The organism is Microbulbifer agarilyticus, from assembly GCF_001999945.1.
GTDB lineage: Bacteria > Pseudomonadota > Gammaproteobacteria > Pseudomonadales > Cellvibrionaceae > Microbulbifer > Microbulbifer agarilyticus_A.
Map to the genome: position 1 here is coordinate 2,680,834 of NZ_CP019650.1, position 25,593 is coordinate 2,706,426.

Sequence of the window (25,593 nt, forward strand, 5' to 3'; positions counted from 1 at the left end):
GTGTTGACTGTTTGTTTTTGCTTGGATAGGCTGTCTGTAAGAATTGAGATTCAGGCGCTCTACCAGTGATGGCAGTGATCGAAAGGCGCTTTGCATCTCCCTGTCAGCCGTACATAACAGCCACGTAAACCATTGGGATACCACTATGAAAGCAGCGGTGTTTAAAGAGGTTGGCCAGCCATTGAGCGTTGAAACCGTTGAGGATCCAACGCCCTCCTCCGGCGAACTGGTTATGAAGGTCGCTTACTGCGGCGTTTGTGGCACAGATCTCCACGCCACCCGCGAAGGCTTGACCACAGCCTGCTGCGGACAAATCCTCGGGCATGAGTTTGTCGGTGAGATTGCCGAGGTAGGTAAACACGCTGAGGGTAATTGGGCGGTTGGCGACCGGGTTTGCTCAATACCGTTTATCGGTTGTGGGAAGTGTGCAGCCTGTGCAACCGGGCAATTCTTCCAGTGCGAGGAAAAGAAGATATCTGGCGTAAATGATCAGGGCGGCTTTGCCGAATATGTCACCGCTGGCGCACGCGAAACCATCCTCATCCCAGACAGTCTGGACCTCAAAACCGCAGCCCTGATTGAGCCGCTGGCTGTCGGGCTGCACGCAGTACGTGTCGCCAATCTAAAAGCCGGCGACCGAGTACTGATCACCGGCGCAGGCCCCATTGGGCTCACGGTCGCGCTTTGGGCCAAATTCTTTGGGGCTCGGGACGTTGTTGTCAGTGAGCTTGCCGAGTCCCGTGCAGAACTGGCTAAGAAGATGGGAGCCAATCACGTGGTTCAACCGGACGTCAGTGCCGGTGCCATGGGGCTGCTCGAGCAATTTAGTGACCTTACTGGTTCAGCACCGGACATCATTTTTGAATGCGTCGGCGCTCCCGGCCTGCTGCAGCAGTGTATGGAAATTGCCCCTTATGGCGGCAAGATTGTACCGGTGGGGGTATGTGAGCAACCGGACAACATCATGCCCTTCCTGGGCCTGGTCAAAGAACTCAACCTGCAATTCGCCATCGCCTACACCAAGGACGACTTTGAGACATCAATCGCCATGCTCGCAGAACGACGCATTGATATCGAGCCAATGATTACCGATGTGGTGAGTCTCGATGACTTACCCGGTGTTTTTGAGGCGCTGAGAACGCCAACGCACCAATGCAAGGTGCTTACGCAAATCAGCCAGTAGCCTTACGGACTTTATCGCACCCCTGAATGCCTCGAGGAGGCCAGGTTTGGGCCCACACATGTGGGCCCTTTTTTTGTTGCTTTGTGTGGCATTGCGCAACTAAGCAACTAAGTGGTTGCTATCAGTTCTTCCTGCACGCGCGCACTGGAACGTACCAATGCCCGCTTCGGCCCACAACTCCGTTTTCTGGTGCTTACTGGAGTATTAACAACTTCCCGGAGAGGCACTGCAACAAACGAAGCACGCACCCGCTCTGTAGGCACCTCACCGTATGCGGTGGTACGTTGCTCTGGTGCTCGCCCCATACGTTGAATCAGCGCTTCCATACAGGTGGGTGTCTTTTCCTGCCCGTGCGCCGCCCCGGCAGAACGGGTAATGGTTTCGTTCATCAGGGTTCCCCCCAAATCATTGGCACCACTATTGAGGCAAGCGGCAATCCCCGCCTCGCCCATTTTTACCCAAGACGTCTGAATATTGACGATGGAACCGTGCAAGGCCAGCCGGGCAACCGCATGCATCAGCAGGGTTTCCCTGAACGTCGGTCCCATCCTTGCCCTTCCCTTCAGATAAATCGGCGATTCCTGGGCCACAAACGGCAGGGGAACAAATTCAGTAAAACCGCCGGTACGCGACTGAACATCACGCACACGCAACAGGTGACGAGCCCAGTGAATCGGGCGGTCAACATGACCAAACATAATTGTGGCGGTGGTCCGGAGCCCCACTTCGTGGGCTGTTTCAATCACTTCAAGCCATTCGCTGGTGTTCAATTTGTCCGCACAAATTATCTGGCGCACTTCATCGTCCAACACTTCCGCCGCAGTGCCTGGCAGACTACTTAAACCCGCACCCTTTAACGCCTGTAGAAACTCCCGTACAGGAACCCCCACGGTCTTCGCACCTTGCCATACCTCAAGTGGGGAGAATGCATGGACATGCATACCCGGTGTCGCTGACTTAATCGCCTTCAGAATAGCCAGATAGGTTTCACCGGTATAATCCGGGTGAATACCGCCCTGCATACATACCTCGGTCGCCCCGCGCTCCCACGCCTCTGTAGATCTCCGCTGGATTTCTTCCAGCGATAAGTCATAGGGAAGACCACGTAAGTTCTCACTCAATTTTCCTTTGGAAAACGCGCAAAACTGACACTTGAAATAGCAGATGTTGGTGTAGTTAATATTTCGGTTCACCACATACCGAACCGTATCACCGTTCACCGCTTGGCGCAGACGGTTTGCCTCCGCGCAAACAAAAGACACTTCTGGCCCCCGCGCCAAAAATAACCGCTCTACTTCTCGCTCTGACAGAGTCTCACCACGACACGCCTTGGCCACGATCGATTTTAGTGTTTCGCTCACACACTGGTCGTCGCTCACATCGCTCAGGGCACGCAACGCAGTCGCAGGGGCACCCGTACTCTGCCCAGAGACCCAGTCATCAGTTCGAGGGTAACCGTCACTGTCCAGCATCTTCAAAATTGGCTGCTGTAGTGCCGCGTCCAACCATTCTGGCCCCGCGAGCGCATATTCTGGATAGATGGTAAGACGCTGCTGAAGAAACTTGCCACAGAGTGCTGACTCGCGTGCCAGTTTCTCCACGTGCGGCCACGGTGCCTCGGGATTGACGAAATCCGGGGTAACAGGAGAAACACCACCCCAATCGTTGATTCCTGCATCAATCAATCTGGGCAACACACCAGGACTTAGATTTGGCGGAGCCTGAATACTCATCTCCGCGCCAAATATGATCCTTGCCACGGCAATGGTCCACACCAGATCCTCGAGATCTGGCTCCGGCGCCTCGGCCATCTTGGTGCCCGGTTTCGCACGGAAATTCTGAATAATCACTTCCTGAATATGGCCATAGCGTGCATGCACTTCGCGTATCGCCAGTAACGACTCGATCCGCTCCCGCCGAGTTTCACCAATCCCAATCAGGATGCCGGTGGTAAAAGGTACCTTGGCCTCACCTGCGAGACGCAACGTTTCCAGGCGGCGTTCAGGTTGCTTGTCGGGAGAGCCATAATGCGGCATGCCCTTTTCACACAATCGCGAGGATACCGACTCCAACATAATGCCCATGGAAGCAGACACCGGGCGCAACATCTCGATTTCAGCACGATCCATACACCCCGCATTGATATGCGGTAATACTCCGGTATGTTCGATAACCTGCCCCGCCACATGCGCGACATATTCCAGCGTGGACTTGAAGCCCATTTCCTCCAAAGTCCGTTGCGCCACACTGTAACGATCTTCCGGACGCTCTCCGAGTGTAAACAAAGCTTCTCGACAGCCCATTGCCTCCGCGTCACGAACGGACGCTAACACCTCACCAACCGACATATACGGAGAATCAATCTTGTTCGGTGTCTGGGCGAAAGTGCAGTAGTGACAGACATCACGACACAATTGCGTCAAAGGAATAAATACTTTGCGTGAATAAGTCACCAGATTGCGATAATGACTATCACGCAGCTTCCGCGCTTGCTGCATGAGCGCAGCAGTATCACTGTACTCGGCAAGTGCGAGCGCCTGCTCATCTGAGGGTAAAGCCGCATCCGAATTGAAAGTCGCCATTGATACTCCTGTCATCAGCTCACCCTGTAATACTGCTCGTCCAAATCCTGCGTAACCGCCGCACTGCTGCCGCGCAGCCGCGCAGCAATCCCAGCAGCATGTAAATAATGCATCGTATTCACCGCCCGATCGTCACCCGCAATCCGCAGTAGCGCTTGCAGATCTTCAGGAGTATCGATATCCCGCGAGGCACCCGGTAAGGAGATCGCTTGCAACTGCAGACCTGCACGAAAAGCGGATTTGGAATGCGCAGCAAAGCTATTGCTGCCATAGAAAAAGGTCATATCAGCATCGGTTGGGCAGATCAAACAGTTGGTGCCGAGTGCCAGCTTGTCGGGGGCTATCGTCACCACAGAGGACTGGCCTTCCTGGCAGTGCGTATCCAGTAGTTCGCTCACTTCTGCATGCGTGATCAAAGGCAGGTCGCCATGCAAGACCATCACCTGCTTGATACCGCGAAGCGCAAGAGTCCGAATACCGGCATATACCGCTTCATTGAGCCCGACTACAGCCAGACTCGACTCGCTCAGGAAGTCGGCATCGAACCGACTGGCAAGGTCACGTGCCGCAAAATCCTGCCCAACGACGAGTACCCCTTTAATTCCCTGGTGTGACTGTAGGACGGTCAACACATCACTGACCATTGCCCGAAATAGCCCACGACGTTCGCCCGGCGCAAGTACTCCAGACAACCGTTGCTTGGCCTCACTAAATCGCTTCAGGGGTAGCAATGCCCACATAACGGAATCCCCTACACCACAAGATCTTGTCGCGCGAAGCACGTGGCATATTGAATAACTTGATCCGCCAGCTCGATCCGATCTTGCAGCGACTGCATCACCGTCGGAGTTACTAACGTATCGATACCCATTGCCTGGATCGCATAGGATTCGCTCGCATCAGCGTCGTCGAGCACGAAGCAATCGAGAACATCCCCATAGTACTTCGCCACTGCCGTTGCAGAGGTTGGCATAGAAAGTTCTTGCATCATTTTTGCCGTCGGACCTTTAATGGCTCGTCCTCCGACGATAGGGGAAACGGCTATAATCGGCGCGTGACATTTAGAAAGTGCTTCTCGCACACCATTCAAAGCCAGTAATGGCTCGACGCTAACAAACGGATTAGAAGGACAAATAACAACGCCAGCAAGACTCTCGTCGCGCAACAGAGACAGAAACTCCGGATGCGCCGCAGCGACATCCACGCCCGCAAAACGAAATCCACTGACTTTCGGTTCGCAGCGTTCCTTAACAAAGTACTGCTGGAAACCAATTTCGCCGCGCTCAGTCACGACCATGGTTCGGACCGGATCGTCAGACATCGGCAAAACCCTGGCCGAAACCCCCAGCTGACGGCACAAATAAGCCGTCGCTTCTGAAAGACTTTTTCCCGAAGTCCGTAATTGCGTACGAATAAGATGTGTTGCAAGGTCCTGGTCGCCCAATTGGAACCAGGTGTCGCCACCAAGCCGTTCCAGAGCAGCAAGATTCGTCCAGGATTCGCCGGAAATTCCCCAGCCCCTTTCCTGATCATTGATGCCAGCCAGGGTGTACATCACCGTATCCAGGTCAGGAGAAATACTGAGACCCAGGTGCTCAAAATCGTCGGCCGTATTGGTTACCACTGTAAGCTGATGAGCCGATAAGCAATGACTAAGCCCCAACGCCAACTTAGCGCCACCAACCCCTCCGGAGAGAGCGAGGATTTTCTTACCTTTAGGAAGCAACTGCATATACTCCTGCATATCGACTAACGAAATAAGTCTTGGCTACGCTCTCGAATTAAGCTGCCAGACCCCAGTTCGGCCTGAGGCAAATTAGCCCCGCGAATCAGTACTGCCGGGACCGCTTCCGCGGCCTGCCCCATCAAAAACGAGGCGGCCGCAGCCAACTCGTCGGCGACGGCCACGGTCGTCGTCTCCAGCGCCCTGCCGAAAAGATCGTTCCTACCCACTAAATCCATAACGGGCTGCAGACCAGCAGTGCCAATCGCAAATCCAATAGTGCCGTTCCGCCACGCCCTGCCGGCGCTATCGTTCATAATGACCGCAACTTCTACCCCAGATGCAGCGCGGAGATTGCTTCGCAAGGCGGCTGCGCTGCGATCCGGGTCTTCCGGCAGTAGTAAAACGCGCTCATCCGCTAGATTGGACTCAATATTGGACTGGTCTATGCCTGCATTAGCGTGCACATAGCCAAGACGGTGCTCGACGATGATAGCCCCCGGCCGGTGCCTGAGAACTTCAACGGATTCGTCCAGAATGAGTTGTACCAGGCGAGGATCTTTATCGGTCTTATCAGCCAACTTGCGGGCTTCCGGTGTGATCTGTACCTGATTCAGATAGGCGTAGCGGTTTTCCGCTTTCGAAAATACTTTCTGTGCAAGGACCAGAACATCCCCATCTACCAGGGAGATATCCGCAAGACGGAGAGATCGCCGGACAAGCACTGCCAAGTCATCCCCCGGTTCTACCAGAGGAAAATCGGGCAAGGCAATCAGTTCCATTCGCTGCACCATAGTGAAGACTCCGTCCTAAAAACTAGGCTTCAACACCAGTAACGCGTACACCAGCGTGCGATTTGTACTGTTTATTGATAAAAATCAATACAGACGTCATTGCTTCAACTGCGGCGGCGTTATTAATTGGCCCGGCATGGAGCCCACGCATTCCTACCGCATTTGCCAACTCAATGACCTTTGCGCGCGCTTCTTTGCTATTGCCACAAACGAGCGCATCGCAATCAAGGTCGTCGCCTTCCTGCAAATGAATCGCTGGCACGTTCTGAAAGGCAGATACAACGTGAACTTCGTCACCAAGGAGGGTCTGAGCGATCTGGCCGGCAGAGCCTTGCTCAGGGAGTTGCACACGCGCAACCTTCGGGGGAACCAGTGGCACCGTAACATCAACGAGGATTTTTCCCTGTAGCGAATGCTTCAGAGGCTCCAGGGTACTGGAATGATGGCTAAACGGTACAGTAAGCACGACTACCTCACCCTTTGAGGCAGCTTCGGAATTGTCCATGGCTTCGACAGATGGGCTACTCACACCCCGCTGCTGCAAGATGTCCCGCAGGTCATCCACCGCGGTAGCAGCCTTCTCGGCAGTACGAGACCCGATAATGACTTTGTAACCGGCTTGTAGCCAGCGACGCGCCAACCCGGTTCCCAGTGCTCCAGTCCCACCAATAATGGCTATTACAGGTTTTTGCTCACTCATCGTCATTCCTATTAACTCTGCATTCGCAGCGTCTTTCGAATTGACCTCCAGAGCTTACAACGATTACCACACGCTCATTTCGAAACGCTGTGACTGCGCAACAACCTAGAAAGTAATATTTATTTCCTTCAAAGGTATCAGATTAAATTAAAACAATCACTCAAAAAATCAGGGGGCATTAAGCCCCCCAAAAGCTACATCTCAGGTCAAAAAAGTCACGCTCAAAAATTACTCTGCGGTATTGATGTTATAGACCCGGGTATAGTGCTCACCATTCCCATTAATACTGGCCGCATAGTAGTTATTAAACATTGCATGCAAGGTCGTTTCAGTGACATTAACGAACTGCGTCCAGTTGGATCCATCGTTAACATTGGTCATCTTCAGGCGCATATTGTGCATAGGGAATGTTGTTCCACGCACACCGGCATTTAGCCACTTAGGATCCTCAAAGGTCCAGGCACTGTCGTTTACCATACTGAGAACGCCGCCGGTACAACCCGGCGCATTGTAGGCCACGGTCTTATTGACCCGAACGCCATCACGAATCGCAAGCAATTCCCGCGTATTGTCAGCGGTACACTCATTGTTCAACCAAAGTCCGTTCAGGCCCGCGTAGTCAATGCGCTCACGAATAAACAGCCCTCTGGGCTCTGGGTCGCCCTCTTCCGCGTTTGCCAACTGATCGCCTTCAATTGCAATAACATCTTCCGCAATGGTGCCGTCAGGCTTCGTATAAGTGACATTATGCGATAGGTATCCTCGTGAATTAGTGAACGAACTACCGACAGCCATCTCCCAGGAGAGACCGTGACCTGGGTTCTTAACCCGTTCCGTATCAAACACCTCACAGTTGGCGTCGCTGTAGTACTTAACCAGCAAATCCATGCGCTTGCCCTTGGCAAACGTCAAATTCACTATCTGTGACTTACCGTTATTAAGTGTGTGACAAGGACCATCCCACTGACCGTTATATCTATTTCCAACATTTCGAGTGGTGGCAAAGGTTTCGATAAATGCCTTCAGGTCTGCTTTATCTTGAGCATTGAAGTAGCAACCGAATTCATGGCCTTGATTGGAAAACTGAGTATCGGGCTGAGTTGCATCACTGACACGACCATCTGCACAAGTGAATAGTTCATTGAGGCCGCGAACAGAACCATTGTGGAGTAGTCGTTCATTATCCCACATTGAAATGAAACGGGGAGACTTAACTTGCCTGGTATAAATACCGGTCTCACCGGCAGGGAAGCGATCACGTATGGGAGCGATATTAGTCTCCCAACCGCCTATACCACCAAACAAAGCATCATCCCAATATAGATCCATAATATTGGCATGACCGTCTTCCACTTCGATCTCAGCATGATCATATGGACGACTGGTTTCCCCACCCGGTCCGTTATGACAACTGGCACATTGGTTATCAAAGATCGACTCCCCCCTCTTCGCGCTAACCAGGTCGAAGGTCCGATCCACAGGAAGATTAGGCTCTTCAAATGATTCGATATATCGCACTATCGGCATATAGCGATATTCATTTACCCAATAATTATACTCAGCACGTGAACCGGGATTGTCGATATCACTTGGAGTAAGTGTAATGAATGAACGTACAAAATTTATCAAGTCAAACGAACCGCCATGCCAACCAAGACCCGCTTGATACTCGAATCCATGTTGTTTCTGAACATTCACATCCGAAACGACATTAGGTAAGTTGAGAATACGAGTAATCGTGAACTGTCCATCGTCCTGCATTGGAGGAACAAGGAAGTCCATCACTCCCGACCACGTCGCCCAACCTTGCCTCTGTTGATCTAAGGTGGAGGCTATTGACGCCCGATCTTCCGCAGTAGAACCCTCATTTAGTTCTGCATCCAGGGCAAACCACTCGTCCACAGCACCCGGCGTTGCGCGTGCGGCAGCAACAGGCGCTGACAATTCAACCTGCACTTCCGGTATTACATAAGCATTCAATAGTGATTCGGCAACCTCATCCGTCCCACCTACCAAATTCGGCGCTTGAAATAGAAAAGCGTATGGAAGCTGACCTTGAGCGGCGATCATCTTCGCATAGTCGTAACGCGTGTTACCGATGCCGACGGCAAAATTTTCGTCTCCCATCTTACTGAAGTGGCATGCCGCACACGTAAAGGCATATACGGGCACGGATGACCCGAAATCACCAGAACTAGAAGCAATACCAACTGGCATTTGCTTGCTACCAATATCGGGGTTATATGGAGATGGAGGAATCGCCGCTACAGGGTTAGGATCTTCATACATCCCATAGTTTTCGAAGCCTGGACCAAAATACTCTTCGAAGTTACGCAGCATAAAGTGCATCATCGATTTGGGTGGACCAGTAGTATCGAAGGTCTCGTAAAAGTATTGATACTTACCACATTTGAGCAAGGTAGCTTCATCATAGGTATCCACAAAGTTATCTACGATGTACTGCTCTTGCTCGGAGAGTACAGCCATGCTTGTTTCTAAATCACTTAGCTGGCTCAAGATAGCGTCATTATCTATGAGGTACTGATCCAGATCAGATTGGTACTGATCGCATGCGGCTTTCGTCGCGTCGTACTCAATTACGGTAGCCAGATCCGGTCCGACGTCATTAGTTACACCGTTATATGACTGATAGCCAGGTAAAGGCTGTGCCTGACTGCCTGTGGCAATTGATAGCGACACTATCGCTAATAGGAGTAGTGTATTTCTAATTATCATTCTCTCATCCTTTATTATGTTGTGTTTCTAGCTTGAATCTAAATGCATCTACTGCCCTTACTGCTTTACTACCTACTACTATGAAAACCGCTCCCACCAACGTGGGAGCACTACAAAATCCCCCACCGAGGCGGGAGCGTATTACTTAGAAATCTGCGGCAAATGCGACACCGTAGTGCCGTGGAGGGGTGTATTGACCAAAGTTGGATACGGGCGGAATCAGGATCACCCGCGCATAGCGCTCATCGGTGAGGTTGCGGCCATAAAGGCTAACCTCATACTTCTCGTCGATATTGAGACCAAGACTCAGATTGTGGAATGCTGTCGTATCCACCAATCCGAGCGGATCATTACCGAAGATCGTTTGATACTCATCGCGCCAGCGATAATTGTAATTTGCGGTGAAGGCACCAAAGCTGAGATCCCGAACGTAATCCGCACCGATACCCAGAGTCTTCTCTGGTGCATTGCGGATCACGAGACCGGAGTTGTCGGTCGCAATACCATCGCCACTAATATCTGCGAAGAACTCGTTATATTCCGTATCCAGCAGCCCCACATTCATAAACAGGCTGAGATTTGCGGTAACCACTGCGGTCAGTTCAACTTCAAGTCCCTGGATATCCACGTCAGATGCATTTCTCACCACAGTGCTAACGGACCCGGTTGAGTCAGGAACAATCACATCTTCCTGCTTATCGGAATAGTCGCTGACAAATGCGGTCGCATTGAGACGCACACGGTTGTTCAGCCACTCGCTCTTAACGCCCGCTTCCAATGTATCCACATATTCTGGGTCATAGGACTGCATTCCGTAGACATCTTGGGTTCGCGCAAAGAAACCACCGCTCTTAAAGCCTTTTGCATAGGATCCAAACAACATAACGTCCGGATTGAGTGCATATTGAAGGGCGATGCGCGGAGAGAATTCATTCCAGTCGTCTTTCATGGCGGTAATCGGGCCGGCCGGGACGACTACCATATCGGCAGGCACATAAGTTAGCTCACCGCTGCTACCGCGGAATGACTTCTCTTCTTGGGTATATCGCCCACCGAGATTTAGTATCAACGCGTCTGTCAGCTGCCAGTCGACACTGGCAAATAGCGAATAGGCAGTATTGTCTCCTTCACCGGTCAGATCCTGAGAAATGTCACCCGGATTGTCACCGACACCGAAGAAGTACCACATATCGTAGCTTTCCTGCGTCTGCCAGTAGTCCGACTCCCAGTAATACACACCGGCTGTCAGGTTAATGCTATCGGTCAGATCACCGTTGATTCGGAACTCCTGGCTCGTTTGAGAGTACCGATGGGCGGCCTCGACATGCAGGAACGGGTTGCGATTCGCATCGTATTCCACGCGAAAATCTTCTTCGCGGTCCACGTGCCCGGTGATAGCGGTCATCTGCCAGTCGCTAACCATCCAGTTCATCGTCAGGTTCGCGTAGTCGTTTGTGACGGTGGATGTATTCGGCGCATTTACCGAACTTTTTCCCTCGCCACTTTCGTCGTCAAACTCCATGCACCCGGAACCGAATGGCACATCGGCCACAGGAATGCCAGGTACGGCTCCCCCCAACGTCGACCAGCAGGCAATACTGTCGGTAGTTCGACTGAAGTTAGACCAGGCACCCACTTCGGAATAATCCTCAAGGCGCTCAAGTGTCAACGCCACGTCGAATGCCTCAGTGACATCGTATGCAAATGTTGCCCCTAGCTGTTGATAGTCGACGTCACCCAGGTCTTCGTTGATGATATTGTTTTCCACATATCCATCGTGTTCGGTCTTGTTTGAGTAGATTTTGACACCACCACTCTCACCGACAGGCGCATTTAATACGGCACTGATTTCCCGCTTATCCCAGTCACCTGCACCCACTTTCACGCGCGCGCCCCATTCTTTGGTGGGTGCGGTACGGATCACGTTTACGGCACCGGCAATGGTATTCTTGCCAAACAAGGTTCCCTGTGGCCCCCGCAAGACTTCGACACGCTCGATGTCGAAGTTGTGCAACAGCTGTCCAGCGGCAACCCCAAGGTAAACACCATCGAGAATCACACCGGCCGGGGGATCCAGACTCTTGTCTGTTTCCTGAAAGCTAATACCGCGAATGGAAATAGATGCGCCATTGTTTCCCGGTATTTGGTCAATGGAGACATTGGGTACATAGTCCTGGACATCCTGCAGGCTTTGGACTGCGGGGTTATCCAGTTGAGTAGAAATTGCGGTAACCGAAACCGGTACATCCTGCATGGATTCAGCGCGTTTTCGGGCAGTAACTGTAACTTCTTCAAGCGCTATTTTTTCCTCTTGCGCAAACGCTGCACTCGAAAAACCTGACACCACAGAAATAGAACCCACTGCGGCCACGGCAGCCGCAATCTTATTCATTTTTATCATGGATTTCTCCGTAGAAATTTCGTAATCCCGAAACGCCCGATCTGCCGAACACCTTGCCCCCGGCATTCAGATATTGCTGTTTTCAGCCTGAGCAGACGAAACGATTTTCATTGATTACCACTGAACCACCTTCACCAAAATACCATTCATGCACACAAAACAATCAGGATGTACGGTTTATAATATAGCCATATCTATTTTTGTTGCAATACAAATTGCTAGCGTATTTCACAAGCGAGTTGTGCGGAAACTGGGGCTTAATTTGGATGTGAAAAAGATGGCCGAATCAAAGAGATTCGGTAGTAGCTAGTGGATTAATTTATTGGTTTACCAAAACTTCCCTACCCCCATCTCGAGTGCAACTATTTCTCGAGGATGCGAAAAAGGTGTAGAAAGCTGGTAAAAAGAAAGCGTGGGTGAAGAACTTCCAGAGATTAGAAAGTCCTTCACCGCATCGACCAGAGCGCTCTAGAAATCAGCAGTAAACTGCAGTCCGTATGTGCGAGGAGCGTTGTACATACCCATCTGGGAGAGCCCGCCGATCTTCACCAAACGTGCGTAGCGTTCGTTCGTCAAATTTCGGCCATAGAGACTGATCTGATAGGACTCGTCGATCGTGAGATTTGTGCTCAGGCTATGCAGCCCCATCGAGTCAATATGCCCGCGAGGATCATTGAAGAACTCGCTCTCATATTCATCGGACCAGCGGTAGCTATAGTTCACTGACAACTCGCCAAGTGGCGTTTCACGATAATAATCGAAACCTGCACCGAAAGTACTATCCGGAGTATTGCGTAGTTTCAAGTAAGTGTTATCGGTCGGAATCGCGCCTTCACCCGGGAATGCCTCACCATCAACATCCGCAAAGAACTCATTGTATTCAGCATCTAGAATACCGGCCATCATGTAGATGCTCAGGTCGGTAGTAAGTGCCGCCTGCAGCTCGAGCTCTAGCCCTGAAATTTCCACATCACCGGCGTTACGTACAATCGTATTTACCTGGCCACCTTCTTCCGGAACAAGAATCTCTTCCTGCTTGTCCGTGTAGTCGGTCATAAATGCGGTCGCGTTGAAGCGAACACGGCTATCAAGCCATTCGCTCTTGAGACCGGCTTCATACGTATCGACATACTCTGGGTCAAATGATGCAATCGCTGCGACATTTTGCGTTCGAGCAAAGAAGCCACCGCTCTTGAATCCTTTGGCATAGGACGCAAAGGTCATTACATCATCAGTCAGGTTGTATTGCAGGGCGATACGCGGAGAAAACTCGTTCCAATCATCCGCCAAATTGCGTACAGGTCCAGGGGGAACAAACCCCTGCCCCAGAATTTGAGAATCCCAACCACCGGCTCCGCCGGTAAAACTCTTCTCTTCCCAGGTATATCGACCACCAAGGTTCAACGAGAGATCGTCCGTTAGCGCCCAGTCCAAGCTAGCGAATAGCGCACTGGCTTCACTGTCAACGGAGCCATCGAGATTTGCACTCACATCGTCAATGGGGAGTGGGAAAGGCACCACGCCGCCCATACCATCAGGGATAGCAAAGCCGGGACCAAAGCCTAGGTAGTACCACATATTGAAGCTATCCTGATGCTGCCTCGCATCGGACTCGAAATAGTAGACACCAGCGGTAAGGTTTACATTTTCGTTGAACTGGCCGTTGATGCGCAGCTCCTGGCTCAACTGAGAGTATTCATGGCCACCCGTAACCGTCAGAAGCTGTACCGGGCTCGAATCCCACTCATAGTTGTACGCTTCCTGACGGTCCTGATAACCGGTGACAGACGTCAACTGCCAATCGCCCAGACCCCAGTTCATGGTCAGCGTTACGAAGTCTTCCTCGATCGCACCAGTGTTCGGGCCATTTGTGGATACACGATCCTCATCGCTTCCCTGGTCCATACTCATACATCCGGAACCAAACTCAGGGTTGGTAGGATCCGCGGGTATATCCACAATACCAGGAATAAACAGGCCACCTACACTGACCAGGCAAGCAATACTGTCATCTGCATTGAAGTTCGAGAATGCGCCACGCTCGGAATCATCATCAATTCGATCATAAGAGAACAATACGTCGAAGTTCTCTGTCACATCGAACGCGACAGCGACGCCCAACTTGAGAGAGTCCAACCCCCCAGCATCTTTGCCGGTGGTGGTATTTTTCCAGTAACCGTCACTTTGTTTTTTGTTAACAGAAAGCTTGAGACCACCAGATTCGGTAAGCGGTGTATTTACTATCGCCTTGGTTTCCAGAAGACCGAAGTCGCCGACTCCCAATTGAAGCTTCGCGCCATACTCTTTGGTCGGCTTTGAGCGAATAACGTTCACCGCGCCGCCAGTCGTATTCTTACCAAACAGGGTCCCCTGGGGACCACGCAAAACCTCAACCCGCTCCAGATCAAAGCTGTCCATCAGTTGGCCAGCGGTGGTGCCCATAAACACGCCGTCCACGATCACGCCGACCGGGGCTTCCATACTCTTATCGGGATCCTGATGGCTAATACCACGGATGGAAATTGCAGCACCATTGGCACTCGCAGGACCAAAGTCGAAATTCACATTAGGGGAGTAATTATTGATATCTTGCAGACTTTTCACTGCCGCATTTTTCAGCTGTGTCGAGATCGCGGTAACCGAGACCGCAACATCCTGCAGGGATTCTGTCCGCTTGCGTGCGGTAACCGTAACTTCCTCGAGAGCAACCTTCTCTTCTTGAGCATGCCCCAAAAGTGGCATCGCCATGAGGGTGGACACTGAGCCTGCCAAAGCCATCCCAGCGGTAATCTTGTTTAGTTTCCTTGTAGCGCGCATTTGTCTCTCCCATCGCTTTTCGTGGTTCCCCACCGGGTTGCAGTCCTTCCCTTGGGAAGATCAGCCCCTTGACCCCGGTGGCACTTGAACAACTCGATATTGGTCAGCGGTTTAATTTTTATGCTGTGTAACCAATATCAGCCCTACCACAAAACAATCAGGACGTACTGTTTATGCTATACAGCGAATTGGTCCCATGGCAAGCGGCTTTTTACTTTAATTTCAAGAAAAATGGTCTGGCGCAAAGTCCGGTGCGCAAAAAAACAACCACGGCATGTGAATAAAATATTACCAATGCGTGCCCATCCATTTGATTTTTATCAAGATTTTATTGCGCGTTGAGCGTAAACAGTGAAGGAAGCAGAGGCACACCACGCGCTGGAAATTAAGACGATTCTTCCCACATAAGAGAAGAAAAAATCCAGGATTTGGATGATAGGAAAAGAAAATTCTCTCGAGATGAAATGAGGGGGGATAGAACTGTGCTTTCGTAGAGTAGGAAATGACCCTTCAACCTGTGACACTTGATCTATAGAAAGATCGCGCCTCTAAAGAATCTCGCAAAATCTCACAAATAGAGCGAATGGACTCTCAAATAATCAAAAGTCCTTTCTAAGTAGCGCTCACGTTGAAACCGCTATCTTGAATAAGCCGAGAGCACTCAAAGACTTACCGTAGATCCGGGTTCTTTTCGAATGCAGGCAGCTCACTATCCACTGGGGACCAATGCGCAGCAGAAGAGCTCCAACAACTGGTGCCCACCTGCACCCAACTGCTATCGTCGAGTGAACCTGCTTTGATGAATGTGACCGTATCCAGCTCCTCGACATTGCTGAGAACCTGAGACCCACAGGTCGGACAAAAGCCCCGCGACACATGGGAGCCGTCCGTGCCTTCTGTGGTATAGCTGTTGAGACTACCACGCTTGGTCAAAGCTTCTGAGGAGATAAGGACAATCGTCACTTTGCCGCTACCACTCACTCTTTGACAGTCTTTGCAGTGGCAATGCAGCGCCGTTAACACATGCTCCCGCGGAAATTCGTAACGAATCTCTCCACAAAGACATCCGCCTTTCACAATACTTGTCATAACTAACTACTCCATTGTCGTTTACGACTAATCCAGGACCTCTTTAAACCGGAAACTACTCTTTCGAGCTAAGGGCAACAGCTATACGGCGCAAAGCTTCATCTTCTTATTTGCTAACCGTTTAATGTCAAACCGTTCATCCAATTTGCATGGAATCCATTCGGCACCCGCGACGGGATATACACCTTTGCAATGGGACCACTACCCACATTCCCTGCGCTCAGTATGGCAAGATAACGTCCCTCTTTAGGATGATTAACATACGTCATCAGATAACCATCCTCTTCGTTCTCGCTGTCTGGATTAGGGATATGTACCGGTTCCCCAGCATTCGCACCCGCACCGTAGTCCCAGAGCGTAGATTTACCAGTATCCATATCGTATGCAATTGTGCCGTTATAGCCATGATTAGGACTTTCACCCCACGCCTCGGTAGCCGCGGCAGCAAAGCCATAACGATAGGGCTGTCCACATCGACGATCATCAGATCGAGAAAATTCGCAGTAGGTAGCCCCCACCTTCTCATCCGTCACTGCACCAGACTTCAGGTCCAGTGTCAGTCTGTGCATATTCCGCATCTGTGATTCGACACCTGTACCCAAATCATTGGATACCGGCATGCTCTTCATCCACACATAGTCAATGTAGAGCTTTTGCCCACTCTGGAAACCATTACAGAAATGCCAGCTGAAGAACGTTGGCGCCTCGAACCACTGCGGCTCTCCGCCATCTCGATGGACTACAAATATTCGGGTGGCCCGGTCGCCTTCCCAGACGAACGGATTTTTGCCTTTCATCGCCGCTTCGATATCCGGAAACGCTGGCGCGAAAAATCCGACGATATAGTCCCCACAAATTTGCATATCGTGGACCATTGCGCGGCGGTGCATACCGTGTATGGGAATGGAGCGCTTGTGTGCCCCAGACTTGTCGAATATTTGGACGGTGAAATACGGAGGCGTAAAGGTTTGTGTATTCGAGATAAGCTCGCCGGTCCGGCCGCAGATTTTTGGATGCGCTGTTAACCCTTCACCGGCTGTCAACAAACCATCATAGTTATATTCATCTGCAGAAGAGAGGTCTGGACTCATGATATGAGGAAACCCCGCCTCAAACAGCGCAAACAGCTTGCCTCCATGAAGGAGAACATTGGTATTTGCTGGGTTTTTCATCGGGCTGGGTGAGCCTCCGGCAGCAATGGTCTCTTCATCTACAGGGAATGGCTTCCCGTGACTCCCCCAACAGGCACGTTTCAACTGTTCTTCGACTTTAAACCACTGTGTTCTCACCCAGCGATTGCGATAATGCACGCGGCCATCCTTAAAATAGACCGCATGGATCATGCCGTCGCCATCCACTGGATACACGTAGTGATCTGGCTGCCAGGCAACGTTTGGACCATTTCGCATGAAGGCACCGGTAATATTCTCCGGGAGTTTACCCTCAACTCGCAGCCCGCCTTCCCCCTCATCAAATGTTGACTCTTCCAAAACAGGGGCATAATTCCCCTGTAGGTAGGGAAAACGTGAAAGATCCATCTCCGGCCGTGTAACCATCGCTAAACTCCTAACTTATCCTTTTTTTAAAGTCGCCTTACCACGAGTAGCGCCAACACTCTGCGTACACTTCCTCTATAGGGCCGCAGATACCTCTGTGTTGGTTACGCGTTCCATCGCACGCGCAAACAAATCCAAATTACCCTTTGATCCAAATACCTCAAGGCGTGATTTCAAAATTTTCCACTCTCCACCAATTCGCTGATAGGAATTGGTGTACTCACCGATCACGGTAATAACATCTTCGGGCCCGGCCACCGGCATCGATGCATCGGGAAAAATAATATGGTCTGCGACCATATAGGCTTTACAGCTTGGTAACTCGCCCGACACATCTACGCGAAAATTTGTAATTACGTGGTGCGTTAGGTCAAACCCACCGATGTTGTGGCGCAACCGGTCAACCCACTCATCCGCATTCTTGGGCTTATCTGGCGAAACTGTTGGATCAACGGCGGGGCCATAATCAAGATACAGTTCATCGGCAAAGCAGCGCCGTACCTTTTGCCAGTTTTTTCGATCAAGTCCTTCGGCGTAAGCGTAGTAACTGGCACGAAACGAAGACTCTAACTCGAGCAAATCAGTTTCATTCATTGGTTAATCTCTGAGAAGCGGACGCGTAGATCTAGTTATACTTTTGGAACCATACCCTCGGTAATGGTCACCGTATTATCGACCACCATTTCTGCTCCATTGACAGATACCGACTCATCTGAGGAGAGGAAAAGCACCATATTAGCTACATCCATTGGATCGCCAACCCAGCTTTTCTTCATCTGCGCAGCAGTTACGGGATCGTGCTCAAGAACGATGTTGTACATCGTATCGAGCATTGGTGTGGACATATTGCCAGGATGGATAGAATTACAGCGAACGCCATAACCAGCCTGAGCACTTAAACAGGCGACTGACTTAGTCATGCCTCGAATAGCACTCTTGGACGCGGCATAAGCAAAAATTGCTGGCCCGCCCTGGATGCTCGCAGTGGAGCACATATTGATGATTGACCCCCGCCCTTGCGTTTTCATCACACGAAGGGCGTGCTTACACCCGAAAAATGTACCGTCGGTGCCCACCGCGTTGACTTTGCGCCATAGCGATTCAGTCGTCTGCTCAATCGTGGCCAGCTCGGCAATACCGGCGCAATTGAGAAGAATATCCAACGATCCGTAGTCCGAAACTACGTCATCGACCAGAGTCTCCCAAGCGGATTCACTCGTGACGTCCAGTTTTACAAACGCTGCACCATCGATCTTTGCTGCTTCAACCTCTCCGCGTGCAACGTCGATATCCGCCATAATCACCGAGGCACCCTCTTCAGCCAACCGCTTCGCTGATGCGAGCCCCAAGCCAGATGCAGCACCCGTGATAATCGCTACCTTACTATCTACACGTCCCATGAAGTAACTGAGCCTCGTATTATTTTAATTTATTAAGACTTCCTGAAAGTTTGTACCACATATAAAAATTTTGCGCATCGAATCACGATAAGACGTTGAACAGCCGTGATTGCTTGTTGGTTGCATATTTCGCGCAGTTCCACAAAGGTCGAAATTTACGCCAAACAAATATCGAATCACTCAGCTTCTCAAGAACCGCCCTATGCCAGGGAACATCTACGCCGGTATTAGAGGATATTTCGCGAATACCGCACATATCTCTTTCGATACTCATACCGGCAAACATCCTGTCATCAGACCTGATGAAAGTGTGCTCTTACCGTAAGTAGCACGCTTGCATTCCCTATGTTTGATCTGTACCTTATCAGATAAACAGTCAATGTGTACTGTTTTTTAACGCATTTGAATCAGAAGGAAAGATTCACTGTATAGAACATCGGGCCAGATCGCCCATGACGGTAAAGTCGCATATGTCACGAATTTCAGCTTGCAATGAAAATATGACTAGCCATTTCGATCTAACACAGCTCTAACAGCAACAGCATATTTCGGTGAAGTAACTGTAGATTGGTAAAATAAGCAGGAGAGAAAACCCCATGAGTGATAGCCATGTAAAAAACTATGATGACGTGACTATGTATGGGCTTACCAACGATAGAGAAGAGGCACTCCTACGTAAGCAAAACGAATTAACGTTTATCTGGACCAATAAGGCCGGACATGGCATGGGCGTAACCATGAGCTATATATGGCGCAATGGCCGTATCTGGTGTACCGCTACCGCCCAACGCGCACGTATGAAAGCCCTCGCAAGAGATAATCGTTGCAGTGTTGTCATTTCAAGCGCCGGTACAGACATCGACGTCAGCCAGTCCATTACCTTTAAGGGCCACGCGATATTGCACACTGACCAGGAGACGAAAGACTGGTTCTACCCTGACTTTGCCCGGCACACCAATAACCCGGCTCCAACACCCGATTTGTTTGTGCAGTTTCTGGATACACCAGAGCGCATCATTATCGAAGTCGTTCCCGAGAAAACCATTTCATTTGATGGTGGCTCCATGCGAGACAAAACCTCCGATGCGATTAATAGCGAAGCATTGCAACCAGAACAATAGAATCATCACGAATTACTCTGCACCGCCCGCCTGACGGGCGGTGCCTACTCGCAGGCCTGCCTGAGGATGCTCACATGGAGCATCCTCCTTTTTTGCCCCCTCCCTTTACCCGCCACGCTTGATCCAGATCAAGAAGCAGATAAAAACAAACCGTCACGCTTGTTTTTATTTAGATTCCCCTGCTAATATCATGAGACACGTTGAAACACAGAATTAGACGCTTTCTTGTACCGCATCATGCTTGGACAATAACGAGGAAAAGCACATGACTGAGGCAACCCTAGAAGATCCACAATCTTTGGCTGAAATGCCGTTGTTTGACTCCGAGACACTCAAGTGCCCGTATCACTTTGACAAAACCCTGCGTGAGAAGGCACCCGTCTACCAGGACCCGTCTTCCGGTATCTATATCGTCTCAACCTATGAACTCGTACGTGAGGCACACAAAAAGCCTGATGTATTTACCAATGATTTTGCCCTTGCCCAAGGTGCGGACAAAGCAATAGATGAGGATGTTGCGGCGGCAATGGCCAATACATATGACCTCGGCAAAGGGACTCTACTTACGATTGACGATCCACAGCATAAGATCTACCGCGATGAGCTCAGAGATTTCTTCCTGGCCAAGAACTTGGCCAAATACCGACCATGGATAAGTGAATTCACCGATCAACTCATCCGTGACCTTCCAAAAGGACAGGCTTTTAACTTCATTGAGAAGTTCACACGTCCACTGCCGCTTTCAGTCATTATGCACGTGCTTGGCATGCCTCTCGAGATGCGTGATCTCGCGTTCAAATGGACGGTGGATAACGTTACTGTATTCTCTCAGTTGGGCGACAAAGAAACCCTGCTAAACGCTCACGCCGGTCTAAAAGATGAATATGAGTGGTTCGTTGAGGCACTTGACGAACGCAGAAAGCACCCGCAGGACGATCTGTTGACACGCGTAGCCCACGCAACCTACGAGGGCCGTCCTCTTACGATCGAAGAGCAGCTATCCCACTGTACCCAGTTCATGGTTGCCGGTAATGAAACGACCACGGCGACCCTCGCAGAAGGCATGCGTCAGCTGTGTATGCATCCCGAACAGCAAAAGATGGTGCGTGATGATCCATCACTCATCCCAGCACTCGTGGAGGAATCGCTGCGGATTGCATCTCCTACTTCCAATATGTGGCGAGTCTGTAAGGCGGATTACACCCTTGGCGATGTCACGATCCCAGCTGGCAGCATGGTGCTACTAAAATACTTCTCGTCGAATCATGACGAGAAGATGTTTGCGAACCCGCAACAATTCGACTTGACCAGAAAGAACGTCAATCGTCATATAGCCTTTGGTTTCGGTTCACATGTCTGCATCGGTCAACATCTTTCCAAGCTGGAAATGATCATTGCCTGGGAGAAACTCCTAGAAAGTAGCAGTAATTTCCGTCTTGCTTGTCCGGCGGATAAACTCGAGTATATGCCTCACCTTCTTCTCCGAGGCTTGGAAGAGATTCCAGTTATCATCGATCCTTAACCCAGACAGAGGCCATTACGCGGAGTTCATATTCATTTACCGTATTGCAACAAAAAACAGGCGCTAATCGCGCCTGTTTTTTTGCTTCTCCAAATTGGTGAACGTGAAGGGGTATTCCCGAATATTCAGGACGATGTCCCTGGAATGGTTCCTTCATGTGATGATTTCGCAATACTATCCCCATCAAACTTGATCGTCTTCTCTGGAATCAACTCGATAATCACCCGTAATGGGGTATCCAGGTGCGCAATCGCCGCCTCTTCAGTAGGTGCGGGATAAGGCGAGATGATCTTCGCCATCGCGGGATAGAACCAATCCTTGGTGGCTTGATCTTCGTGAATCTTTACCCGTCCCTTATAAGTCACGGTTTTACCCGGCCCCATATCAGTACCCATACTCGATATCACTACGGATGCGCGCGGGTCCCTGCGCAGAGCCTTGACCCGCGGTCTCTGGCTAGTGGCCGTAACCCAGATGGAGCCATTCTTGGCGATGTAATTCATAATCACCCCAAGACCATGCCCCTCTCTATTGGTCCAGATAAAATTACATTCAATCTGCTTAGTTAGTAGTTCGTTCTCCCGCTCCTCGGATAAACCATAGATCGTTACGTCTTCATAACCCTGCATATCGTTGGACATATCCGCCCTCCCATAAAGATTATTCGATTTGTTATTAAGCCTGGCTCCCACAAACGGTAGCCGAAACCACTAGAGACGCGGCAAATGGCCCATTTGTTGCCCGCCGGAGAGGTCCATCAATTGACCATTCACAAAACCGGAGCGCGATTCATCGGCCAGATACAATGCTGCCTCTGCAATGTCATCGACGGTACCCATACGTCCTGCAGGCGTATCGGCGACAAAGGCATCAATCAACGGTTCTACACCAAAGAAGGGAGCAGTCATATCAGTCTCGATCAAACCGGCAGCAATGGAGTTGAAACGAATTTTCTTCGCCGCATATTCAACAGCCGCAACTTTCAGCGCGTAGTCAATACCCGATCGAGCACCCGCGTATACCGCCATTTCCGGGCCGGGAATCCTTGCCGTGAGGGAGGAAATAGTCACCACTGAGCCACCGTGATTCATTGCCTTGGCAGCCCACTTGAAAAATAGCAGTGCACCAATAAAACTAATTTCCAAGGTCGGACGAATCTGCTCCGCAGTGAGATCATCGATCAATCCCGCGGCGTGAATTCCTGCAGAATTAACCGCAATATCCACGTTACCGTACTCTTTTAACGCAGTATCAAACAGCCCCTGAATCTGATCTTCATCCGTGATATCACAGGCAACTGCCAGACCACCAATCTCACTCGCCAGCGATTCCAATGGTTCCTGCCTCCTAGCGGCGACAACAACGTTCGCACCCTCAGCCGCCAGCCGACGAGCAATCGCAGAGCCAAAGTTTTGTGTGCCGGAGGCACCGATTACAACCGCAGTCTTTCCGGTTAACGTTCCCATTTTGTCATCCCTTGAAAAATTATGGTTTAGCCTAAAAACATATCGGCAATTTCTTTACGGAGAATATCTTTCTTTACTTTTCCACTAGGAGTTCTGGGCAAGTCCTCAACAATCTCTACATGCTCAGGAATTTTTTGTTTCGCCAATGCAGCTCTATCGGCAAACGCCGCTATCCGTGGGAGATCGAGCTTGTGGTCACCGGAAACCGGAATCACGAATGCACACACACCCTCACCGAGCCTGTAGTGCGGCATGGCAACAACTGCCGCCTCCCTAATCTGAGGATGGTCATGTAATACATCCTCAATTTCTTTTGCGCTCAAATTCTCACCACCGCGGATAATGATGTCCTTCTTTCGATCGGTGATCAGAATCGCGTTGTCTTCTGTTCGCATACCGATATCGCCCGTATAGAAAAAGCCATCCTTGTCGTGTGCTTCCCGGTCCTGTTCCGGGTCTGCATAGCCGAGCATCATGCCTGCACCACGGGCGGTGATCTCCCCATCGATACCTATCGGTACTTCATTGCCTTCATCGTCGACAATCTTTACCTCGTACCCATAGATCATACCGTCCGTTTCCGCCGCGAGGCTTTGCTCTCCGTCCTTAACAAACCCCTGCGTAATAACTGGGGTTTCCGTACTGCCATAGACGCGGAATGCACGACAATTCTCTAGTTCTTCATAGCACCGGTGGATAACCTGAGGGGGCACAGCGGCACCGCCACAGGCGAAAAGTCGCATCGTCGGTAAGCGGGTTTTGTGGCGCTTTGCCGCTGCCAGCAGTTCTACCAGGAAAGGGGTGGCACCTACACTAGCTGAGGCGCCGACACGCTGGATATATTCGACGGCTGCGTCCGCATCCCAGCGAGCCATCAATGCCGATTTCACCGGGGAGATAAATGGCAATACCATACCGGAGCCATAGCCCGTAATATGCGTGACAGGTGAAGGCATCAACATAATGTCGCCTTCACTGAGCCCCCAACAATCCACGGAGTTCTGGATGACCCGGGCCAATGTATTGTGGCTGTGCAGTACGGCCTTCGGAGTTCCGGTGGTTCCAGATGTATATAGGATCGTCTTCACCGAGCTGGGATCGACATCCGGCAAGCTATCGAAATCTGCGGGAGGGTTGTCCAATAGATCTTCGAACCGAAGAGTATCTTCATAACTTCCCTCGGCGCGTGCCGTGACTACATATTTGAGGTCGGGAAGCTCTGGCCGCAGGGAGGCAATCATCGAAGGAAATTCCAAACTACGAATTTTTTCGGGAATAAATATCAGCTTTGTCCCGGCATCTTTGAGAATAAAGCGCAGCTCACGGTCCCGGTATATCGGAATCACAGGATTGACGATGAGTCCCATTGCCGACGCAGCGATGTCCAGAACCACCGACTCACGCCAATTTGGCAATTGGAAGCTAATCACGTCGCCCTGCACGAGACCGAGTGTTCTTAGACCTGTGATCAGACGCCTGGCTTGTAACGCGACGGAGCCGTAGGTTATCGGGGCTTCATTTTCCAGGTAAATCGCCACATCGTCCGGTGTGGAAGCGGCCTTCTCCCACGCACCATCTGAAATGGTAGTGTTTGACCAATACTGCTCGTCGCGCTGAATACGCGCTTTTGTCAGGGGATTAATCATCGTTATGGTCCCTCGCTGAGTAAGTCAATCCAGATGTAACTACGACAGCCCTTGCTTAGAGCCCTGATAGTAAATGACCACCATCCACGGTGATGGATGAGCCTGTCATTAGTGAACCAGCATCAGATGCCAGTAGAAGTAGCGGCCCATTTAGCTCACTAAGCTCTCCCGTACGGCGCATCGGAATACGGTTTACCAATGCCTGTCCGTCCTTTGTTTTCAGCCATTCACTAATCAATGGAGTACTGAAGTACCCAGGACAGATGGCATTCACACGAATGTTGTGCTCAGCCAGTTCCAGTGCGGCCGCCTTAGTAAACTGAACCACTGCGGCTTTAGCGGATGCATAACTACTGAGCATCTTTTGCAGGCGGTTGGCGGTAATTGAGGCGATATTGACGATGCTGCCGCCCATGTCAGCTGCAACCAGGCGATTAGCGGCTTCCCGTGAGACAAAAGCAACACCGTTGAGATTGGTATTCAGTACGTCGTTCCAATCACTATCAGTAGCTTCGAGCAGCAACTGCGCAATCGAAATGCCTGCGTTGTTGATGACCACCGTAACCGTGCCGAACTGCTGTTCAACCTGATCAAATGCAGCGCGTATACTCGCCGAATCAGTCACATCCATAGTGACCGCCATCGCCTCACCACCGCGGTCAACAATTGCATCGCGCGCAGATTCCAGCAAGTCAGTTCGACGAGCGGCTAGTGCGACTTTCGCACCGGCGTCGGCTAACACCTGCGCGAAGTGCAAGCCAAAGCCACTCGACGCGCCGGTAACCAGGGCGACCTTTCCTTCGAGAGAAAAGGGTTCCAGTAATTTATTCATAAACTTGTCCCCTAATTGGTCGCGT

At 50.8% G+C, this 25,593-nt stretch carries 19 protein-coding genes; 3 read left to right on the top strand and 16 right to left on the bottom strand.

What is annotated here, in order from left to right:
• Positions 1–145: 145 nt before the first annotated feature.
• Positions 146–1,183 (top strand): zinc-binding dehydrogenase, encoded by a 1,038-nt coding sequence (locus Mag101_RS11060; RefSeq protein ID WP_077404776.1) that lies wholly within the window; start codon positions 146–148, stop codon positions 1,181–1,183.
• A gap of 107 nt (positions 1,184–1,290) precedes the next feature.
• Here Mag101_RS11060 and cofH read toward each other — a convergent pair whose 3' ends face one another.
• The 12 genes from cofH to Mag101_RS11120 form a co-directional block, all read right to left on the bottom strand.
• Complete coding sequence (gene cofH / locus Mag101_RS11065; RefSeq protein WP_232324994.1) at positions 1,291–3,765, bottom strand: 5-amino-6-(D-ribitylamino)uracil--L-tyrosine 4-hydroxyphenyl transferase CofH; 2,475 nt, start codon at positions 3,763–3,765, stop codon at positions 1,291–1,293.
• Between the two features lie 14 nt (positions 3,766–3,779).
• Complete coding sequence (cofC, locus tag Mag101_RS11070) at positions 3,780–4,505, bottom strand: 2-phospho-L-lactate guanylyltransferase (RefSeq protein WP_077404782.1); 726 nt, start codon at positions 4,503–4,505, stop codon at positions 3,780–3,782.
• A gap of 11 nt (positions 4,506–4,516) precedes the next feature.
• Entirely contained in the window at positions 4,517–5,497 is a 981-nt protein-coding gene (cofD, locus tag Mag101_RS11075) for a 2-phospho-L-lactate transferase (protein WP_157520318.1), read from the bottom strand.
• Positions 5,498–5,514: 17 nt separating this feature from the next.
• Positions 5,515–6,270 (bottom strand): coenzyme F420-0:L-glutamate ligase, encoded by a 756-nt coding sequence (gene cofE, locus Mag101_RS11080; protein ID WP_232324995.1) that lies wholly within the window; start codon positions 6,268–6,270, stop codon positions 5,515–5,517.
• Positions 6,271–6,304: 34 nt separating this feature from the next.
• Entirely contained in the window at positions 6,305–6,982 is a 678-nt protein-coding gene (gene npdG / locus Mag101_RS11085; RefSeq protein ID WP_077404792.1) for an NADPH-dependent F420 reductase, read from the bottom strand.
• A 228-nt stretch (positions 6,983–7,210) separates the two neighbouring features.
• Positions 7,211–9,718, bottom strand: a complete 2,508-nt coding sequence (locus Mag101_RS11090; RefSeq protein WP_077404795.1) for a hypothetical protein — start codon at positions 9,716–9,718, stop codon at positions 7,211–7,213.
• A 145-nt stretch (positions 9,719–9,863) separates the two neighbouring features.
• Positions 9,864–12,119: a TonB-dependent receptor gene (locus tag Mag101_RS11095; protein ID WP_198039975.1), complete on the bottom strand. Its 2,256-nt coding sequence runs from the start codon at positions 12,117–12,119 to the stop codon at positions 9,864–9,866.
• 468 nt (positions 12,120–12,587) lie between these two features.
• Positions 12,588–14,867, bottom strand: coding sequence for a TonB-dependent receptor (locus Mag101_RS11100; RefSeq protein ID WP_198039976.1), 2,280 nt, complete (start codon positions 14,865–14,867; stop codon positions 12,588–12,590).
• Positions 14,868–15,605: 738 nt separating this feature from the next.
• On the bottom strand, positions 15,606–16,025 hold the full coding sequence (locus tag Mag101_RS11105) for a GFA family protein (RefSeq protein WP_232324996.1): 420 nt from the start codon (positions 16,023–16,025) through the stop codon (positions 15,606–15,608).
• A gap of 113 nt (positions 16,026–16,138) precedes the next feature.
• Positions 16,139–17,581 (bottom strand): carotenoid oxygenase family protein, encoded by a 1,443-nt coding sequence (locus tag Mag101_RS11110; protein WP_077404804.1) that lies wholly within the window; start codon positions 17,579–17,581, stop codon positions 16,139–16,141.
• 75 nt (positions 17,582–17,656) lie between these two features.
• Positions 17,657–18,175, bottom strand: coding sequence for a nuclear transport factor 2 family protein (locus Mag101_RS11115; protein WP_077404807.1), 519 nt, complete (start codon positions 18,173–18,175; stop codon positions 17,657–17,659).
• 35 nt (positions 18,176–18,210) lie between these two features.
• A complete protein-coding gene (locus tag Mag101_RS11120; protein WP_077404809.1) occupies positions 18,211–18,981 on the bottom strand; it encodes an SDR family oxidoreductase in 771 nt (256 codons plus the stop codon).
• 596 nt (positions 18,982–19,577) lie between these two features.
• Between Mag101_RS11120 and Mag101_RS11125 the strand changes: the two genes are divergently transcribed.
• Both Mag101_RS11125 and Mag101_RS11130 read left to right on the top strand, forming a co-directional pair.
• The gene (locus Mag101_RS11125; protein WP_077404812.1) at positions 19,578–20,102 is read left to right on the top strand and encodes a hypothetical protein; all 525 of its coding nucleotides are present in this window, start codon (positions 19,578–19,580) and stop codon (positions 20,100–20,102) included.
• A 265-nt stretch (positions 20,103–20,367) separates the two neighbouring features.
• Positions 20,368–21,624, top strand: a complete 1,257-nt coding sequence (locus Mag101_RS11130) for a cytochrome P450 (protein ID WP_077404815.1) — start codon at positions 20,368–20,370, stop codon at positions 21,622–21,624.
• 125 nt (positions 21,625–21,749) lie between these two features.
• Here the strand turns inward: Mag101_RS11130 and Mag101_RS11135 are convergent, their stop codons facing one another.
• The 4 genes from Mag101_RS11135 to Mag101_RS11150 all read right to left on the bottom strand — a co-directional run bounded on the left by Mag101_RS11135 (position 21,750) and on the right by Mag101_RS11150 (position 25,568).
• Complete coding sequence (locus tag Mag101_RS11135) at positions 21,750–22,265, bottom strand: pyridoxamine 5'-phosphate oxidase family protein (protein ID WP_232324997.1); 516 nt, start codon at positions 22,263–22,265, stop codon at positions 21,750–21,752.
• A gap of 69 nt (positions 22,266–22,334) precedes the next feature.
• Positions 22,335–23,090 carry an SDR family NAD(P)-dependent oxidoreductase gene (locus Mag101_RS11140; RefSeq protein WP_077404818.1) on the bottom strand — a complete coding sequence of 252 codons (756 nt, stop codon included), beginning with the start codon at positions 23,088–23,090 and terminating at the stop codon, positions 22,335–22,337.
• A gap of 26 nt (positions 23,091–23,116) precedes the next feature.
• Complete coding sequence (locus tag Mag101_RS11145; RefSeq protein ID WP_077404820.1) at positions 23,117–24,736, bottom strand: AMP-binding protein; 1,620 nt, start codon at positions 24,734–24,736, stop codon at positions 23,117–23,119.
• Between the two features lie 55 nt (positions 24,737–24,791).
• Positions 24,792–25,568 carry an SDR family NAD(P)-dependent oxidoreductase gene (locus Mag101_RS11150; protein WP_077404823.1) on the bottom strand — a complete coding sequence of 259 codons (777 nt, stop codon included), beginning with the start codon at positions 25,566–25,568 and terminating at the stop codon, positions 24,792–24,794.
• Positions 25,569–25,593 lie beyond the last annotated feature (25 nt).

Excerpts from the sequence above, each read along its gene's own strand:
- Mag101_RS11060 (WP_077404776.1), top strand. The coding sequence starts at position 146 with ATGAAAGCAGCGGTGTTTAAAGAGGTTGGCCAGCCATTGAGCGTTGAA.
- cofH (WP_232324994.1), bottom strand. The coding sequence starts at position 3,765 with ATGGCGACTTTCAATTCGGATGCGGCTTTACCCTCAGATGAGCAGGCG.
- cofC (WP_077404782.1), bottom strand. The coding sequence starts at position 4,505 with ATGTGGGCATTGCTACCCCTGAAGCGATTTAGTGAGGCCAAGCAACGG.
- cofD (WP_157520318.1), bottom strand. The coding sequence starts at position 5,497 with ATGCAGTTGCTTCCTAAAGGTAAGAAAATCCTCGCTCTCTCCGGAGGG.
- cofE (WP_232324995.1), bottom strand. The coding sequence starts at position 6,270 with ATGGAACTGATTGCCTTGCCCGATTTTCCTCTGGTAGAACCGGGGGAT.
- npdG (WP_077404792.1), bottom strand. The coding sequence starts at position 6,982 with ATGAGTGAGCAAAAACCTGTAATAGCCATTATTGGTGGGACTGGAGCA.
- Mag101_RS11090 (WP_077404795.1), bottom strand. The coding sequence starts at position 9,718 with ATGATAATTAGAAATACACTACTCCTATTAGCGATAGTGTCGCTATCA.
- Mag101_RS11095 (WP_198039975.1), bottom strand. The coding sequence starts at position 12,119 with ATGATAAAAATGAATAAGATTGCGGCTGCCGTGGCCGCAGTGGGTTCT.
- Mag101_RS11100 (WP_198039976.1), bottom strand. The coding sequence starts at position 14,867 with ATGGCGATGCCACTTTTGGGGCATGCTCAAGAAGAGAAGGTTGCTCTC.
- Mag101_RS11105 (WP_232324996.1), bottom strand. The coding sequence starts at position 16,025 with ATGACAAGTATTGTGAAAGGCGGATGTCTTTGTGGAGAGATTCGTTAC.
- Mag101_RS11110 (WP_077404804.1), bottom strand. The coding sequence starts at position 17,581 with ATGGTTACACGGCCGGAGATGGATCTTTCACGTTTTCCCTACCTACAG.
- Mag101_RS11115 (WP_077404807.1), bottom strand. The coding sequence starts at position 18,175 with ATGAATGAAACTGATTTGCTCGAGTTAGAGTCTTCGTTTCGTGCCAGT.
- Mag101_RS11120 (WP_077404809.1), bottom strand. The coding sequence starts at position 18,981 with ATGGGACGTGTAGATAGTAAGGTAGCGATTATCACGGGTGCTGCATCT.
- Mag101_RS11125 (WP_077404812.1), top strand. The coding sequence starts at position 19,578 with ATGAGTGATAGCCATGTAAAAAACTATGATGACGTGACTATGTATGGG.
- Mag101_RS11130 (WP_077404815.1), top strand. The coding sequence starts at position 20,368 with ATGACTGAGGCAACCCTAGAAGATCCACAATCTTTGGCTGAAATGCCG.
- Mag101_RS11135 (WP_232324997.1), bottom strand. The coding sequence starts at position 22,265 with ATGTCCAACGATATGCAGGGTTATGAAGACGTAACGATCTATGGTTTA.
- Mag101_RS11140 (WP_077404818.1), bottom strand. The coding sequence starts at position 23,090 with ATGGGAACGTTAACCGGAAAGACTGCGGTTGTAATCGGTGCCTCCGGC.
- Mag101_RS11145 (WP_077404820.1), bottom strand. The coding sequence starts at position 24,736 with ATGATTAATCCCCTGACAAAAGCGCGTATTCAGCGCGACGAGCAGTAT.
- Mag101_RS11150 (WP_077404823.1), bottom strand. The coding sequence starts at position 25,568 with ATGAATAAATTACTGGAACCCTTTTCTCTCGAAGGAAAGGTCGCCCTG.